General features: G+C 71.9%; 13 protein-coding genes. 7 read left to right on the top strand and 6 right to left on the bottom strand.

From position 1 onward, the window contains the following. Window positions 1-389: 389 nt before the first annotated feature. A complete protein-coding gene (locus OG741_RS05870; protein WP_266487988.1) occupies window positions 390-839 on the bottom strand; it encodes a DUF6643 family protein in 450 nt (149 codons plus the stop codon). A 253-nt stretch (window positions 840-1,092) separates the two neighbouring features. Between OG741_RS05870 and OG741_RS05865 the strand changes: the two genes are divergently transcribed. Next, window positions 1,093-2,391 carry a TerD family protein gene (locus OG741_RS05865; protein WP_405595757.1) on the top strand — a complete coding sequence of 433 codons (1,299 nt, stop codon included), beginning with the start codon at window positions 1,093-1,095 and terminating at the stop codon, window positions 2,389-2,391. Between the two features lie 4 nt (window positions 2,392-2,395). On the opposite strand, the gene OG741_RS05860 is transcribed toward OG741_RS05865, so the two are convergent. Next, window positions 2,396-3,571, bottom strand: coding sequence for a glycosyltransferase (locus OG741_RS05860; protein ID WP_405595756.1), 1,176 nt, complete (start codon window positions 3,569-3,571; stop codon window positions 2,396-2,398). Between the two features lie 58 nt (window positions 3,572-3,629). On the opposite strand from OG741_RS05860, the gene OG741_RS05855 reads away from it, so the two are divergent. After that, window positions 3,630-4,403: a glutamate racemase gene (locus OG741_RS05855; protein WP_405595755.1), complete on the top strand. Its 774-nt coding sequence runs from the start codon at window positions 3,630-3,632 to the stop codon at window positions 4,401-4,403. 113 nt (window positions 4,404-4,516) lie between these two features. Further along, the gene (locus OG741_RS05850) at window positions 4,517-5,083 is read left to right on the top strand and encodes a hypothetical protein (protein WP_405595754.1); all 567 of its coding nucleotides are present in this window, start codon (window positions 4,517-4,519) and stop codon (window positions 5,081-5,083) included. A gap of 33 nt (window positions 5,084-5,116) precedes the next feature. On the opposite strand, the gene OG741_RS05845 is transcribed toward OG741_RS05850, so the two are convergent. Beyond that, window positions 5,117-6,196 carry an O-antigen ligase family protein gene (locus OG741_RS05845; RefSeq protein ID WP_405595753.1) on the bottom strand — a complete coding sequence of 360 codons (1,080 nt, stop codon included), beginning with the start codon at window positions 6,194-6,196 and terminating at the stop codon, window positions 5,117-5,119. A 420-nt stretch (window positions 6,197-6,616) separates the two neighbouring features. Here OG741_RS05845 and lnt point away from each other — a divergent pair, with 420 nt between their 5' ends. The 4 genes from lnt (at window position 6,617) to OG741_RS05825 (ending at window position 11,691) form a co-directional block, all read left to right on the top strand. Then, entirely contained in the window at window positions 6,617-8,236 is a 1,620-nt protein-coding gene (lnt, locus tag OG741_RS05840) for an apolipoprotein N-acyltransferase (RefSeq protein WP_405595752.1), read from the top strand. Window positions 8,237-8,337: 101 nt separating this feature from the next. After that, window positions 8,338-8,820 carry an NUDIX hydrolase gene (locus OG741_RS05835; RefSeq protein WP_405595751.1) on the top strand — a complete coding sequence of 161 codons (483 nt, stop codon included), beginning with the start codon at window positions 8,338-8,340 and terminating at the stop codon, window positions 8,818-8,820. 55 nt (window positions 8,821-8,875) lie between these two features. Further along, on the top strand, window positions 8,876-9,691 hold the full coding sequence (locus tag OG741_RS05830) for a 3-hydroxybutyrate dehydrogenase (RefSeq protein ID WP_405595750.1): 816 nt from the start codon (window positions 8,876-8,878) through the stop codon (window positions 9,689-9,691). An 80-nt stretch (window positions 9,692-9,771) separates the two neighbouring features. After that, on the top strand, window positions 9,772-11,691 hold the full coding sequence (locus OG741_RS05825; RefSeq protein WP_405595749.1) for a helix-turn-helix domain-containing protein: 1,920 nt from the start codon (window positions 9,772-9,774) through the stop codon (window positions 11,689-11,691). Between the two features lie 70 nt (window positions 11,692-11,761). Here OG741_RS05825 and OG741_RS05820 read toward each other — a convergent pair whose 3' ends face one another. The 3 genes from OG741_RS05820 to OG741_RS05810 all read right to left on the bottom strand — a co-directional run bounded on the left by OG741_RS05820 (window position 11,762) and on the right by OG741_RS05810 (window position 15,903). Further along, window positions 11,762-13,147 (bottom strand): MFS transporter, encoded by a 1,386-nt coding sequence (locus OG741_RS05820; RefSeq protein WP_405595748.1) that lies wholly within the window; start codon window positions 13,145-13,147, stop codon window positions 11,762-11,764. A gap of 135 nt (window positions 13,148-13,282) precedes the next feature. Next, on the bottom strand, window positions 13,283-14,317 hold the full coding sequence (locus tag OG741_RS05815; protein WP_405595747.1) for an ABC transporter ATP-binding protein: 1,035 nt from the start codon (window positions 14,315-14,317) through the stop codon (window positions 13,283-13,285). Continuing rightward, window positions 14,314-15,903 carry an ABC transporter permease gene (locus OG741_RS05810; protein WP_405595746.1) on the bottom strand — a complete coding sequence of 530 codons (1,590 nt, stop codon included), beginning with the start codon at window positions 15,901-15,903 and terminating at the stop codon, window positions 14,314-14,316. The genes OG741_RS05815 and OG741_RS05810 overlap by 4 nt, the downstream gene beginning before the upstream one ends.

The following is a 15,903-nucleotide window of genomic DNA, read 5'->3' as shown; positions in this document are numbered from 1 at the left end:
GGCACGGCACAGGCGCGGGTGGTGCGAACAGAGAGCAACGTCACCCCTGCCCCCCCGACACGCTCCGGCCCCCGCCAACCGTCCAACGCGCGCGGCACCACGGAGGGTTCCCATGGGCGCGCATCGGCGCGCATCGACCCCGGAATGGCGGGATCGGCGCTCATAGGTGGGGATCGGCGCGGAACGGCCGGAATCCGCCGCCCGGCCGGAGGGCTCGAGGGCCCGGACATGCGCCAACGCCGGCAGTCGCTGCCGGCGTTGGTCGGCCACCGTGGCCGAAGGGTCGATCAGTGTCCACCGACGGTCCCCCGGCGAATTCCCGCGGCTGTTCAGCCGTTTCGCCGGTGCGCACCCCGCGTCCGCATCGGACCGGGTGGACAGTCGGTCGGTCAGTACCCCCGGCCGCCCTGGTACGGCCGGTTGTACGGGTCGTCGTAGGGCGTGGGCGCCGGAGCGGGACGGGCGGCCGCGGGCCGCATCGCCTCGTAACCGGTGGCGACCGGACGGGGCTGCTGCTGGGAGTAGCCCTGGGGTCCGGGATACCCGCGCGGCACCTGGGGCTGCTGCGGGATGTACGGAGCAGGTGCGTGCTGCAGCGGCATGGGCTGCTGCATCTGCTGCGGATAGCCGTAGGAGGGAGAGGGAGCCGCCGGGAGGGCGGGCAGGGCCGCGGGGAGTGCCGGCAGGTAGCTGTTGCCGGTGTCGTACGCGGAAGGCACTCGGATCGGCGCGATCTGAGGTGTGCCCCGCTCCGCGACCAGGGAGTCGTAGATGGGGGTGTCGGGGAACGACGGAGCGGAGTAGTAACCGCCGCCGTAGGTGGCGCGGGGGGAGGTCATGGCACATAAGTTAAGCCCACGATGTGCTGGTTGGGGAGTCCGATAAGAGGGTTGTTTCGGGAGATGCGAGTGACCATGGATCCCCAATGTGAGCGAATCTGGGGAAATCGGTCGCAGGCAAGTGCTGAGATCGTGTAAAGGGCAAGCTGAGAGCGGGTTACCCACGGGTCGGCCGGGGTGCTCGAGCCGCTCGGATGGTTAGGTGGTCGCCAGATGAACTTTCCGGACACCCCGACTCGCGATGGGGGCGAGCATGTCCATGCTTAAAGGAGCCAATACTCCGGTTTCGGCGCCGCAGGTTCGCGTCGAGTTGGGCTGGCGTTCAGGGCCGGGTGTGCCGGACGTCGACGCCTCGGCGCTCCTCCTGGCGTCGGGAAAGGTCCGTTCCGACGCCGACTTCGTCTTCTACAACCAGCCTTCGCACGCCTCGGGGGCCGTACGCCACGAGGGCAAGCAGACCGCACCGGACGGTGTGAGGGACCAGATGTCCTTCGACCTCGCGCGCGTGGAGCCCGCGATCGAGAAGATCGTGCTGGCCGCCTCGGCCGACAGCGGCAGCTTCGGGCAGGTGCCCGGGCTCTACATCAAGGTGCTCGACGCGGGCTCCGGCGCCGAGATCGCGCGCTACGACAGCCAGGACGCGACCGTGGAGACGGCCTTTGTGCTGGGCGAGCTGTACCGGCGTCAGGGCGCGTGGAAGTTCCGTGCCGTGGGGCAGGGCTACAGCAGCGGACTACAGGGCCTGGCGACGGACTTCGGCATCACGGTCGACGAGCCGCAGCAGGCGGCACCCGCGCCGGCTGCCCCGATTCCGGCCGAGCCCGTCAGGCCTCCGGCACCGCCGGCACCGATGCCGCAGCCCGTGGCGCCTACGGCTCCGGCGCCGCCTCCGCCCGCTGCCGCGCCCTCCGCTCCCGTACGCCTCACCAAGGTGACGCTCACGAAGGACACCCCGTCCGTCTCCCTCACCAAACAGGGCGGCACGTCGGGCGCGATGCGCGTGAACCTCAGCTGGCAGGTGCGCAAGCAGTTCCAGGGCTGGGGCGCCAAACTCGGCAGAGCAGTCGCCATGCACGGCGACCTCGACCTCGATCTGTGCGCGCTCTTCGAACTCACCGACGGCCGCAAGGGCGTGGTCCAGGCCCTCGGCAACGCCTTCGGCGCGCTGAACCAGCCTCCGTACATCCATCTCGACGGGGACGACCGCACCGGCGGCACCTCCGGCGAGAACCTCACCATCAACCTCGATCACAAGGACCAGCTGCGCCGCGTCGTCATCTTCGTCACCATCTACCAAGGCGCGCGCAGCTTCGCCGATCTGGACGCGACGGTCACACTCCAGCCGCAGCACGGCGCCGCGATCGACTTCTCGCTCGGCGAGTGCACTGTGCCGTCGACGGTCTGCGCGCTCGCGCTGATCACCAACACCGGCTCGGATCTCGTCGTCCAGCGCGAGGCCCGCTTCCTGGTCCCGGAGCGTGGCGTGAGCCCGCAGCGCACCATCGACTACGCGTACGGCTGGGGCATGAACTGGACGCCCGGCAGGAAGTAGATCCTCAGCGGTCGGGAGCCGTCTCGGGACGTGAGTACGTACGTCCCTTCCAGGCGGCTCCCCGGCCGCGGTAGTGCTGTACCGCCGAATCGACCGTCATCAGCAGATACAACAGCGCGGTGAAGGGCAGCAGGGGCGCGAGCAGCAGAGGTTGGCGGTAGTAGCGCAGCATCGGGAGATACGTGCCCGTCATCACCGCCCACGCCAGGCCCCCGGCCCAGCCCGCGGCCGCGTCGTTCCCGAACACTCCGAAGCACAGCGCGACGGGTGGCACGAGATAGACGAGCGCGAGCCCCACCACCGTTCCGGCCAGCAGCAGGGGACTGTGGAGCAGTTGCGCGTACGCGCTGCGCGACACCATCCGCCACAGGTTCGCCAGCCGCGGATACGGCCGCACGCTGTCCACACGTTCCGCAAGGCCCAGCCAGATCCGCCCGCCCGCCTGCTGCACCGCCCGAGCCAGCGACACATCGTCGATCACCGCCTGCCGGATCGACTCCGGTACGCCCGCCCGTTCGGCTGCCTCGGTGCGCAGCAGCACGCAGCCACCCGCCGCGGCCGCCGTGCGGGCACCCGGGCGGTTGACCCACCGGAAGGGGTAGAGCTGCGAGAAGAAGTAGACGAAGGCGGGCACCACAAGTCGCTCCCAGCCGCTCGCGACCCGCAGCCGGGCCATCTGGGAAACCAGGTCGAGACCCTGCGTGCGGGCGGCGGCCACCAATTCGCGCAGACTGTCCGGATCATGGGCGATGTCCGCGTCGGTCAGCAGCAGATACTCGGGCTCGCGCGCGGCCCGGGCCACGGCGATGCCGTGCCGCAACGCCCAGAGCTTGCCGGTCCAGCCCGGCTCCGGCTCACCGGGGGAGACCACCCGAAGGGGCAGTCCGCCGTGCTGCCCGGACAGCGCGCGGGCCACCTCCCCAGTTCCGTCCGTACTGCCGTCGTCGACCAGAACGATCTCCGCGCGGCCGGGATAGTCCTGGGCGAGGAGCGAGGGCAGGCTGACCGGCAGCACCTCCGCCTCGTCGCGCGCGGGCACGACAACGGCCACATCCGGCCAGTCGGCGGGGGCCTCGCGCCGGGGGAGCCGTTGATCGGTACGCCAGAAGAAGCCCTGCCCGAGCAGCAGCCATCCCCAGGTGGCGAGCGATCCGACGGCGATCCAGGCAATGGCGCTCATTTGCCGCAGTCTGCCCCACCACGCCGTTACCGCAAGGGCAGTCGACTAAGGTGACCGGGTGAAGATCGCGCTTATGGACTCCGGAATCGGCCTGCTCGCGGCGGCCACTGCGGTGCGCCGGCTGCGGCCGGACACGGATCTGGTCCTGTCGTGCGACCCCGACGGCATGCCCTGGGGGCCCCGTACACCCGACGATCTCACCGAGCGTGCGCTCGCCGTGGCCCGTGCGGCCGCCGCGCAACGCCCCGACGCGCTGATCGTCGCCTGCAACACGGCCTCCGTGCACGCCCTGCCCACGCTGCGCGCGGAACTGGAGCCCGCGATCCCGGTCATCGGGACGGTGCCCGCGATCAAGCCGGCGTCGGCGGGCGGCGGCCCCGTCGCGATCTGGGCGACGCCCGCGACGACCGGCAGCCCCTACCAGCGCGGCCTCATTCGGGACTTCGCCGACTCGGTCACTGTGACCGAGGTGCCCTGCCCGGGACTTGCGGACGCTGTGGAGCACGCGGACGAGACAGCCATCGACGCGGCGGTTGCGGCGGCGGCTGCCCTCACTCCCGGCGATGTAAGGGCCGTCGTCCTGGGCTGCACCCATTACGAGCTGGTCGCCGACCGCATCAGGGCAGCCGTCGGCGGGCAGGTCGTCCTGCACGGTTCGGCCGAGGCCGTCGCGGCACAGGCGCTGCGCCGTATCGGCGAACTGCCCGCCCCTGACGCCACTCCGGGAAACAGGCTCACCGTGCTGCTCAGCGGCCGTGAGTCCGCTCTTCCCGGGCAGTCGATGAGCTATGCCGAAGGCCGCCTGCTCCAGGCAGTGACCCCCGCACACTGACGAGGACCGCCCGTCCGGCCCGCCGCCGCTCGCGCGCGGGTTGCCCCCGTCCTTGGCCCGATCTCGATTCCCGAGTCACTGCCGAGCCACCGGAAGCTCGGTACTCTGCGTCCATGACGGACCACCCCCACGACTCGTCGCCCACCGTGGAGCCGCGGCCAGCGGTCTGGACCGGGCGTGCCACCAACCGCATTCAGTGGCTGCTCGCCGCGGCGGGCGCGGCCTGCATGGCGCTGGGTGTCGAGCTCGCCGTCGACTCCACATGGACCTCGGGCATCGTCGCCCTGCTGATGTCCGTGATCGGCTGTGTCGCGGCGGGGCTGTTCATCCTGTACGGGACCCTCGCCTTCGTCCATGTGGCGGTACGGGTGGACCGCGATGCCGTCGAGGTGCGCTGCGGCTACATGGGCCTGCCGCGGCGAAGGATCCCGCTCTCCCATGTCGTGTGCGCGGAGTTCGACCCGAAGGTCAATCCCCGGCATTGGGGCGGCTGGGGCTATCGCTGGCGCCCCGAGAAGGGCACGGCCGTGGTCGTACGCCGGGGTGAGGGCATCGTCGTCACGCTGGGCGACGGCAGGACCTTCACCGTGACCGTCGACGACGCGGAAGAGGCCGTCAGGGTGATCCGCCACTGCCTCGGCCTGGCGGGCGCCGCAGCGGGCCGGCCCGCGGAGGCCTGAGCCTCCTCCGGCTGCCGCGAGGGCCCATGCGGCCTACAGCACCGGACTGTCCGCGTGCCTCTGCCGTGCCGCGAGCCGCTGCGCTCCCGCGCTGCCCTCGCCCGGCATGCGGGCAGTCGCCAGACCGGCGAGCAGCCCCGCACCCGCCGTCACCGGGGTGAAGCTCAGAGCGTTGCCGACACTCGCCAGGAATGCCAGTGCCGTCAACGTGGCGCCCGCGCTCAGCACCACGGGCGTGGACCGGGGCGAGCGCCACAGGCCGTAGAGCAACCAGCCGAAGACCGCCCCCAGCAGGGCCACCCCCACCACACCCTGCTCGGCCGCCTGCTGGAGCGAGGCGGAGTGCGGTTTGCCGTCGGAGCCCAGCGACTGCTGCGCGGTGCTGCTCAGCGTGCCGAAGCGGTCGGGGCCCACGCCCCGTAAGGGATCCTCCTTGGCGAGGGCGACCGCGTCCTGCCACAGCGCCACCCGGTTCTGGGTCAGCTGGCCTTCCAGCGAGACCGTGAGTCCCTCCGGCAGGGCGTCCTCGGCCACGCCCCATGTGGTGGCGACGACCAGGGCGGTGGCGACGGCGAGTCCGCCGAGTGCCAGGGTCCGCCAGCGCATCCGGGCCGCCGCGAGCGAGCAGAGCAGCACGCCGATCGCGGCGGCGAACGCGGTCACGGAACCGAGCGCCAGCGCGGTGGAGGCGACGGCGAGAGCGAGCAGACGCATTGCGAGACGCAGCACCGGCGGGCGGGCGGCGGAGGCGGCGCAGCAGCCGGCGCCCGCGGCGAGTACCAGCAGGGCGGCGGCCGCCCCGGTGTGACCCGGCTGGATGGGGGCGCCCGCGTTGGCACCGGGTACGCCCTCCCGCGATGCGAGCGCCAGACCGAGCGCGGCGAGCGCCGCCGCGGACGGGGCGGCGACCGGCAGGAGTGTGCCGCTGATACGGCCGCAGGCGTAGCCCGCGGCGACGGCGAACACGGCGAGCAGTACGCCCTCAGGCCGTGCCTCGCGCCCGGCCGCGCTGACGAGCGACCACACGACGCATCCGCTGAGGACGGCGACGCCGACGACATCGGCCGCGCTGCCGCGCTCGCGCGCCGCGGACCGGCTGTCCGGTGCAGCCATCCCGTCGACCCCCCGACCTGTGACGGGCCCTGCCGCAGCAGCCGAACCGGATCGGGTGGCAGGACTGGCGCACACGGTAACGGCAGATGCGGGTGTTTGTGGATGGGTTGCGCAGGAACGTTGCGGCAGCGGGGGCGGAAGGCGGTCCCGGAGTTGCGGCAGGGGTGGGGGCAGGCGGTCCCGGAGTTGCGGCAGGGGTGGGGGCAGGCGGTCCCGGAGTTGCGGCAGGGGTGGGGGCAGGCGGTCCCGGAGTTGCGGCAGGGGTGGGGGCAGGCGGTCCCGGAGTTGCGGCAGCGGTAGGGCCAGGCCGTCCCGGATTGCGGCAGCGGCGGCGGGCGGCCCGACCCGCAGATGCGTCAGCCGGCCGGTGATCCGGACCGGACTGCCGAGAGCACGGCCACCCGCCGTAGACTCCGCTGGGTGAGCGCCACCGTCACCTCCGTCGACACCCCCCAGCCCGCCACCGCCGCAGGCCACCCGCTGCTGCGCCGGTCCGTTCGGCCGGGTGCCGCCGCGCTGTCCGGGGTGATGCTGTTCCTGAGCTTCCCGCCGCGGCCCCTGTGGTGGCTGGCCCTGCCCGCGTTCGCCCTGCTCGGCTGGACCTTGTACGGGCGCAGGCTGCGGCCCGCCTTCGGCCTCGGCTACCTCACCGGCCTCGGCTTTCTGCTGCCCCTGCTCGTCTGGACGGGCGAGGAGGTCGGCGCCCTGCCGTGGGTGGCCCTGACGGCGGCGGAGGCCGTGTTCGTCGCCCTCGCCTGCATGGGCATCGCCGCGGTGTCCCGGCTGCCCGTGTGGCCGGTGTGGGCCGCCGGGGTGTGGATCGTGGGCGAGGCGGCCCGCGCGCGGATGCCGTTCGGCGGCTTCCCCTGGGGCAAGATCGCCTTCGGCCAGGCGGACAGCGTCTTTCTGCCGCTGGCCGCGGTGGGTGGGACGCCGCTGCTCAGTTTCGCGGTCGTCCTGTGCGGCTTCGGTCTGTACGAGACCGCCCGCCGCGTTCACGCGTACCGGCGTACCGGCGAACTGCCGCGCGGTGCGGCTCTCGCAGCGGTCCTCACCGTGCTCGTCCCGGTCGCCGGGAGCCTCGCCGCCCTGCCGCTCGTCGACGACAGCGCCGAGGACGGCACCGCGACCGTCGCTGCGATCCAGGGCAACGTGCCGCGCCTGGGGCTCGACTTCAACTCCCAGCGCCGCGCCGTCCTCGACAACCACGCCCGCCGCACCCAGCAGCTCGCCGCCGATGTGACGGCGGGCAAGGTGGCGAAGCCGGACTTCGTGCTGTGGCCCGAGAACTCCTCGGACCTCGACCCGTACCGCAATCCCGACGCCAAGCTCGTGATCGACCGGGCGGTGAAGGCGATCGGCGTACCGACCGTCGTGGGCGCCGTCGTCACTCCCGACACCGGCAAGCTCCGCAACACCCTGATCGAATGGGACCCGGTGGGCGGGCCCGTCAACACCTACGACAAGCGTCATGTCCAGCCGTTCGGCGAGTACATCCCGATGCGCTCCTTCGTACGGCTCTTCAGCGCCGACGTCGACCGGGTCCGGCGTGACTTCGGCCCCGGCCACAAGGTGGGTGTCTTCGATCTGGCGGGTACCAGGGTCGGACTTGTCACCTGCTTCGAGGCGGCGTTCGACGACGCCGCGCGGGACACGGTCACCCACGGCGCGCAGCTGATCTCCGTACCCAGCAACAACGCCACCTTCGGCCGCAGTGAGATGACCTATCAGCAGCTGGCCATGTCGCAGGTGCGGGCCGTCGAGCACGGGCGCTCCGTCGTCGTTCCCGTGACCAGCGGCGTCAGCGCGGTGATCATGCCGGACGGGAAGATCGTCCAGAGGACGGAGATGTTCACGCCGGACGCCCTGGTCGCCGAGGTGCCGCTGCGTTCCTCGCTCACTCCCGCGACCCGGCTGGGTACCTGGCCCGAGCGGATTCTGGTGCTGGTCGCGGCCGGCGGCGTGGGCTGGGCCGTCGCCCGTGCGGCGCAGGCCCGCAGGCTGCGGAAGGCGGGGCAGGGCACGGTCGACGCCGGCTAGGACACGGTGCGGGGACGCGGTGACGCCGGCCGGGACACGGTGCCCCCCCGGGAGGACGCCTCCGCCGGTGAGTTCAGCCGGCGCCGGTTAGGGTCGAGTACATGGCAACCCCTGACTTCATCCGCCAGATCCGGGCCGATGCGGGCCATCAGCTGCTCCTCCTGCCCGGCGTCAGCGCGGTCGTCTTCGACGACAAGGGCCGTGTGCTGCTCGGCAGGCGTGTCGACACCGGCAAGTGGTCGGTCATCGGCGGGATTCCCGAGCCGGGGGAGCAGCCGGCCGTGACGGCAGTGCGCGAGGTGTACGAGGAGACCGCGGTGCGCTGTGTCGCCGAACGGGTCGTGCTCGTCCAGGGGCTGCCCAAGCCCGTCATCTACCCGAACGGCGACCGGTGCCAGTTCATGGACATCACCTTCCGCTGCCGGGCGGTGGGCGGTCAGGCGCGTGTCAACGACGACGAGTCGCTGGAGGTGGGGTGGTTCTCCGCGGACTCCCTGCCGGAGCTCAAGGACTTCGCCCTCTTCCGGATCAAGCAGGCCCTGACCGAGGGTCCTGCATGGTTCCAACCCACCACCCAGCGGTGAAGTATGGGCGCTGACCACATCGGTCGGCGGATCATCACTGCCTAGGGTGCGAAGCATGACCGCCCCCACCACACCAGGTCCCGCACCCCACCTCGCTGCCCCTTCGGTCGCTCTCGACCTCGGCGGCCGTACGGCACTCGTCACCGGCGCGGCCGGCGGTATCGGCCGGGCGTGTGCGTTGCGACTGGCGGCCGCCGGAGCCAAGGTCAGGGCCGTCGACCGGGACGCCGACGGCCTCCATGCCCTCGCCGCGCACGCCGACGGGCTGGCGGGCGCCGTCGAACCGGACGTCCTGGATCTCACCGATCTCGACGCGGCCGAGGCGGCCGCGGCCGGCGCGGACATCCTGGTCAACAACGCGGGGCTGCAACTGGTCCGGCCCATCGAGGAGTTCCCGCCGGACGTCTTCCACACCGTGCTCACCGTGATGCTGGAAGCGCCGTTCCGCCTGATCAGGGGCGCGCTGCCGCACATGTACGCGCAGGGGTGGGGCCGCATCGTCAATATCTCCTCCGTCCATGGGCTGCGCGCCTCTGCTTTCAAGTCCGCGTATGTGGCCGCCAAACACGGTCTTGAGGGGCTCTCCAAGACCGCGGCACTCGAGGGCGCCCCGCACGGGGTGACATCGGTCTGCGTCAATCCCGGCTATGTCCGCACGCCCCTGGTCGAGCGGCAGATCGCCGACCAGGCCGCTGCCCACTCCGTGGCAGCGGAGCGGGTGCTCGCCGACGTACTGCTCAAGGACTCCGCGATCAAGCGGCTGATCGAGCCGGAGGAGGTCGCCGAAGCGGTGCTGTATCTGTGCACCCCGCAGGCGTCCTTCATCACCGGCACCTCGCTCACCCTCGACGGCGGCTGGACCGCTCACTAGTGGGTGACGAGGTTGTCCACAACGGCTTCGTCGTCCACAGGTCTGGTGCGCCCACCCGTACGGCAGGTAATCCTGTGTCCATGTCCCACGATCAAGCCTCCTACCTGGAGCTCCTCGCCCGCGGTGCCGCCGCCGAAGCGTACGACCGGCCGCTGCTGCTCGCCCGCGCGAGCGGCGCCGGACCGGACGAACTCGCCGCGCTCGACCAGGCCAAGCAGCTCGCGCTGCGGGTCCGGGCCGAGCTGGAGGGACGGCGACGGCGTGAGGCCGAGCTGTCCGCGCTCTTCGAGACCGCGCACGATCTGGCGGGCCTGCGCGATCTCGACGCCGTGCTGCGCGCGATCGTGCAGCGCGCGCGCTCACTGCTCGGCACCGAGGTCGCCTACCTGAGCCTGAACGACCCGTCGGCGGGCGACACCTATATGCGTGTCACCGAAGGCTCGGTCTCGGCACGCTTCCAGCAGCTGCGGCTCGGCATGGGGGAGGGGCTCGGCGGGCTCGTCGCCCAGACCGCACGGCCGTATGTCACCGACAGCTATTTCGACGACGCCCGCTTCGAGCACACCAGAACGATCGACACTGCCGTCAGTGACGAGGGCCTGGTCGCGATCCTCGGAGTGCCGCTGATGCTCGGCAGCCAGGTCATCGGCGTGCTCTTCGCGGCGGACCGCCGCGCGAGAGTCTTCGAACGGGAACAGGTCGCGCTGCTCGCCTCGTTCGCCGCCCATGCCGCCGTCGCCATCGACACCGCGAACCTGCTGGCCGAGACCCGCTCCGCCCTCGCCGAGCTGGAGCGGGCCAACGAGATCATCCGGGACCACAGTGGCGTCATCGAGCGTGCGTCGGAGGTCCACGACCGGCTGACCGAGGTCGTCCTGCGCGGTGGCGGCGTCCATGATGTGGCTGCCGCGCTGTCCGAAGTCCTCGACGGCACGGTCGAGTTCACGGACGACGACCTCGAAGCGGCCGGAGCCGACGGGCGCGCCATACGGCATGGGGACGACTGGGTGGCCGCGGTGTCGGCGGGCGGTGAGCTGCTGGGGGCCCTGGTGCTCCGAGGGCACCGCGACCTCGACCCCGTCGACCGCCGCACCCTGGAGCGCGCCGCCATGGTCACCTCACTTCTACTGCTCGCCCGGCGCTCCGCCCACGAGGCCGAACAGCGGGTACGCGGCGAGCTGCTCGACGACCTTCTCGACGCGGCGGACCGGGACCCGCGGCTGCTGCGCGAACGGGCGGCCCGGCTGCATGCCGATCTCGACGTGCCGCATGTGGTGCTGGCCGCGCGGATCGACGCAGCCGGGGCGGACGGCTCGGGCCCGAACGCCGGGGGGCGCGGCGGCGATGCGGCGGCCACCGGGGAACGGGAGACCGCGGACCGGCAGCGGCTGTGGTCGGCCGCCTCGCATCTGGCCGCGACCCGCTCGGGTCTGGCGGCCGCCCGCGACGGCGGCACCGTCCTGCTGCTGCCGCTCGGCCCCCGCGACAGCGCTTCCGATCTCGCTCGCCAGACAGCCAGACAACTGGGCGGCACGCTCAGGGAGTTGGTCACGGTCGGCGCCTCCTCGCCGGTCGCAGCGCCCGCCGGCGATCCCGGCCCGATAGCGGGGGCGTACGAACAGGCGCGCCGCTGCCTCGACGCTCTGCGTCTGCTCGGCCGCTCCGGGCAGGGAGCCGCGGCGCAGGACCTGGGTTTCCTCGGTCTGCTGCTCGCCGACCCCGGTGACATCGACGGTTTCGTCCGGCGGACGATGGGCGAGGTCGTCGAGTACGACCGCAAGCGCGGCACGGACCTGGTGCGCACGCTCGACGCGTACTTCGCGAGCGGCATGAGCCCTGCCCGTACGAAGGACGATCTGCACGTTCATGTGAACACCGTGGCCCAGCGCCTGGAGCGAATAGGCCGGCTGCTCGGCCCTGACTGGCAGTCCCCGGGCCGTGCGCTCGAGATCCAGCTGGCGCTGCGGCTGCACGCCATGTCCGTCTCGGTCGCCCGCTGAGCCGGACGCGCCCCCGCGCGGACCCCCTCGGGAGTCCGCGCGGCAGACGGGAGTGCGCGTCCTGCGTCCGTCAGGCGGTGCGCACATCCGCCGGGCGGGCAGGGGGCGCTTCCTCCGCCGGCTCCGCATCGACAGCGTTCAGATCCCGTTGCCGGGTCTCGCGCGCACACCCGATGGCCACCACCGTGATCAGCGCCGCGGCGATCACATACAGGGCGATCGGTGTCGACGAGTCGTAGTCGGCGAGCAGCGCGGTGGCGATCAGCGGTGCCGGGGCACCGGCCGCGACCGAGGAGAACTGCGCGCCGATGGACGCACCTGAGTACCGCATGCGGGTCGCGAACATCTCGGAGAAGAAGGCGGCCTGCGGTGCGTACATCGCTCCGTGGAACACCAGCCCGACCGTGACGGCGAGCAGCAGATTGCCGAAGCTGCCGGTGTCGATGAGCGAGAAGAACGGGAACATCCATGCGCCGACGCCGACCGCGCCGATGAGATACACCGGCCTGCGCCCGATCCGGTCCGAGAGCGCGCCCCACGCCGGGATGACCGCGAAGTGCACGGCAGAGGCGATGAGTACGGCATTGAGAGCGGTCTGCTTGCTCATCTCCACGGCGGTCGTCGCGTACACGAGGATGAAGGCGGTGATGACGTAGTAGCTGATGTTCTCCGCCATGCGGGCGCCCATCGCGACCAGCACATCGCGCCAGTGGTGCCGAAGCACGGCGACGAGCGGCATCTTCTCGGCCTGCCCGGCCACGGCCTTGCGCTCCTCGGCCTGTGCCAGCGCGGCCTTGAAGACCGGTGATTCATCGACAGAGAGACGAATCCACAGGCCGACGATCACCAGCACACCGGAGAGGAGGAAGGGTATGCGCCAGCCCCATGAGGTGAACGCGGCGTCCGAGAGCAGCGCGGTGAGCGCCGACAGTACGCCGGTGGCGAGCAACTGCCCGGCCGGAGCGCCGGTCTGCGGCCAGGACGCCCAGAACCCGCGCCGTTTGGCGTCCCCGTGCTCCGACACGAGCAGCACGGCGCCGCCCCACTCACCGCCGAGCGCGAATCCCTGCACCAGCCGCAGCGCGGTGAGCAGGACGGGCGCGGCGCTCCCGACGGTGGCATGCGTCGGCAGCAGCCCGATCGCGAAGGTCGCCCCACCCATCAGCAGCAGGCTCAGCACCAGCAGCTTCTTGCGGCCGAGCCGGTCGCCGTAGTGCCCGAAGACCAGCGCACCGAGGGGGCGGGCGGCGAACCCGACGGCGTAGGTGAGGAAGGAGAGCAGGGTTCCGACGAGCGGGTCGGAGCCGGGGAAGAACAGCTTGTTGAAGACCAGCGCAGCGGCCGATCCGTAGAGGAAGAAGTCGTACCACTCGATGGTGGTGCCGATGAGGCTCGCGGCGACGATGCGCTTGAGGGAGCTGGGGGCGGTGGCTGGTGGGGCGGATGCCGAGGCCATGGTCATCACTTCCGGGCGGGGACGGGGATGTCGCTGTGTCGCCACACCGTAGAAACGCGCAGGTCACGGGCACATGTGGTGGGACAACATACTTCCGCCCCCCGGTGTGGTGCAGCGCCCATGAGAGCCGTGCACTCAGGCGTGCAGGGTCGCCTCGCCCGTGACGTGGATGCCGGTGCGCTGGCCGGGGTGTACGGCAACGGGTCCGGTGACCCGGATATCCACCGGGCTCGCCAGTCCGTCGACGTCGACGGTGACCATGGCGTCGTGGCCGTAGAAGCTCACCTCGGTCACGGTGCCCTGGACTGCCGTGGTGGGTTCGGCCAGTTGCAGTTGCTCCGGTCGCAGGAGAACGGTCCCACTGCGGCTGTCCCCGGCGGGCGGGGCGAGGGGCAGCCGGCCCAGCGCGGTGGTGGCTGTGCCGTTGGCGGCGGTTGCGGGCAGGAGTACGGCGTCGCCGACGAAGCGCGCCACCCAGGGGTCGACGGGGTGCTGGTAGACCTCCTGGGGCGTGTCGCACTGGGCGACCTTCCCGTTCCGTACGACGGCGACGAGGTCGGCCGTCGAGAGGGCTTCCTGTTGGTCGTGGGTGACCAGCACGGCTGTGGCTCCCGTGGCGCGCAGGGCGGCGCGGACATCTGCACGGACTCCCGCGCGCAGTGCGCTGTCGAGGGCGTTGAACGGCTCGTCGAGCAGGACCAGCGCGGGTTGTGGTGCCAGCGCCCGGGCCAGGGCTACGCGTTGCTGCTGACCGCCGGAGAGTTCGTGTGGCATCCGCTTGCCGTAGCCGCCCAGGCCGACGAGTTCGAGCATCTCCTCGGTCCGGCTGCGGCGCGTGCCGCGATCGGTGGTGGACAGGCCGAAGGCGACGTTGCGCTCGACGCTCAAGTGCGGGAAGAGCGCGCCCTCCTGCGGGACGATGCCGATGCTGCGGCTCTCTGGTGGCAGGTTCAGACCGGGGGCGGTCAGGGTGCGTCCGGCGACCGTGATGGTGCCCGAGTCGGCGCGCAGGAAGCCGGCGATGATGCGGAGCAGGGTGGTTTTGCCGCAGCCGGACGGGCCGAGCACGGCCGCGAGCGCGCCGCCGGGCACGGTGAGGTCGAGGCCGTCGAGGACGGCCGCTTCCGGGCAGTAGGCCTTGGACACTCCGGTGATCTGCAGAGCGGTCATGTGCGGTGCCTCCCGAGGAGGTAGGAGGGGACGGCGGCCAGCAGGATCAGGCTTGCGGCGTACGGGGCGGCTGCGGCGAACGATCCGCTTCCCGTCTCCGTCCACAGGCGGGTGGCGAGGGTGTCCATGCCGGTGGGGCGCAGCAGCAGGGTGGCGGGCAGTTCCTTCATGCAGACCACGAAGGTCAGGGCTGCCCCTGCGGCGACGCCGGGTGCGGCCAGCGGCACGGTGACCTCACGCAGCACGCGCAGCGGGCTGCGGCCGAGGGAGCGTGCGACGTCCTCCAGGACAGGTGGTGCCTGGAGCACGGCGGCGCGGGTGGCGGCCACCGCCACGGGCAGGAAGAGCACGGCGTACGCGCAGATCAGCAACGGGAGTTCTTGGTAGAGCGGTTCGGCGTAGCGCACGGCGAAGAAGACCAGGGACAGCGCGACGGTGATGCCCGGCAGGGCGTGGCCCGCGTAGGCGGACTGCTCCAGCAGATGCGCGGTCCGGCCCCGGTGGCGGGCGGCGATCACCCCGATGGGCAGGGCGAGCAGCGTCGTGAGCGCGGCGCCCGCGGCGGCGATGCCGAGCGTCGTTGCTGCAATGTTGAGAAGTCCGGCCGGGTCCCAGGTCGCGGAGTTGCCGACGGCCAGCCAGTATCCGAGCGTGGCCAGCGGAATGACCACGGCGACGGCCGTGACCGTCGCGCACCAGGCCAGCGCGGGCAACAGCCATCGCCCCAGCGGCGTGCGGACGGCGCGGCGTGCCGTGCCGGTACCCGTCCTGGCGTGCCCGGCGCGTCCCCGCGTACGTGCCTCGAGGGCGACCAGTGCCACGGTCATCACCACCAGCACGACGCTCAGTGCGGCTGCCGGGGTGCGGTCGAAACTCGCCCGGTAGGACGTGTAGATGCCGCGGGTGAAGGTGTCGTAGCGCATCAGGGAGACCGCGCCGAAGTCGGACAGCACATACAGCGCGACCAGCACCGCGCCTCCCGCCGCCGCAGGGCGGATCTGGGGCAGCGTGACACGCAGGAAGGTCCGCAGCGGCCCGAGGCCGAGCGAGCGGGACACTTCTTCCTGCGCCGGATCGGTGCCGCGCAGCGCCGCGGTGACCGGCAGGTACACGTACGGGAAGCTGACCAGTGTCAGTGCCAGCGCGGCTCCTGAGAAGCCCGCCAGTTCCGGGAAGGCGGAGAGCCAGGCGAAGGCCGCGACGTAACTGGGCACGGCCAGCGGCAGGGTCACCAGCACCGACCAGGCGCGGGCACCGGGCAGCGAGGTCCGCACGGTCAGCCAGGCCAGCGAGACGCCCAGAAACAGACAGGCCGTCACAACGACGGCGGCGAGTCCGAGGCTGCGGCCGAGCAGCTGGGCGGTGCGCTCATGGGCGACGACATCCCAGGCGAAGCCGGGGCCGCGCTCCAGGGAGCGCACCGCGAGATAGCCGAGCGGCAGCAGCGCGAACACCGCGGCGACAGCGGCCGGAACCAGCAGGACGGCCGGCGGACGGCGACCGCCCCCCGGCCGCCCGGTCGGCGCGGGAGTGCCGGGCGGCCGGGCTGCGGGATCCGTCCGTACGACGGGATCCTTGGTGTGCAT

Origin of the sequence: Streptomyces sp. NBC_01410 (assembly GCF_045040195.1) — a bacterium.
In the GTDB taxonomy this organism is placed as follows: Bacteria; Actinomycetota; Actinomycetes; order Streptomycetales; family Streptomycetaceae; genus Streptomyces.
Note: the sequence above shows the minus strand (reverse complement) of the source record. Positions and strands in the feature narration are given on the sequence as shown.

Coding starts and splice junctions, on each gene's coding strand:
- OG741_RS05870 (WP_266487988.1), bottom strand. CDS start 839: ATGACCTCCCCCCGCGCCACCTACGGCGGCGGTTACTACTCCGCTCCG.
- OG741_RS05865 (WP_405595757.1), top strand. CDS start 1,093: ATGTCCATGCTTAAAGGAGCCAATACTCCGGTTTCGGCGCCGCAGGTT.
- OG741_RS05860 (WP_405595756.1), bottom strand. CDS start 3,571: ATGAGCGCCATTGCCTGGATCGCCGTCGGATCGCTCGCCACCTGGGGA.
- OG741_RS05850 (WP_405595754.1), top strand. CDS start 4,517: ATGACGGACCACCCCCACGACTCGTCGCCCACCGTGGAGCCGCGGCCA.
- OG741_RS05845 (WP_405595753.1), bottom strand. CDS start 6,196: ATGGCTGCACCGGACAGCCGGTCCGCGGCGCGCGAGCGCGGCAGCGCG.
- OG741_RS05835 (WP_405595751.1), top strand. CDS start 8,338: ATGGCAACCCCTGACTTCATCCGCCAGATCCGGGCCGATGCGGGCCAT.
- OG741_RS05830 (WP_405595750.1), top strand. CDS start 8,876: ATGACCGCCCCCACCACACCAGGTCCCGCACCCCACCTCGCTGCCCCT.
- OG741_RS05825 (WP_405595749.1), top strand. CDS start 9,772: ATGTCCCACGATCAAGCCTCCTACCTGGAGCTCCTCGCCCGCGGTGCC.
- OG741_RS05820 (WP_405595748.1), bottom strand. CDS start 13,147: ATGGCCTCGGCATCCGCCCCACCAGCCACCGCCCCCAGCTCCCTCAAG.
- OG741_RS05815 (WP_405595747.1), bottom strand. CDS start 14,317: ATGACCGCTCTGCAGATCACCGGAGTGTCCAAGGCCTACTGCCCGGAA.
- OG741_RS05810 (WP_405595746.1), bottom strand. CDS start 15,903: ATGCACACCAAGGATCCCGTCGTACGGACGGATCCCGCAGCCCGGCCG.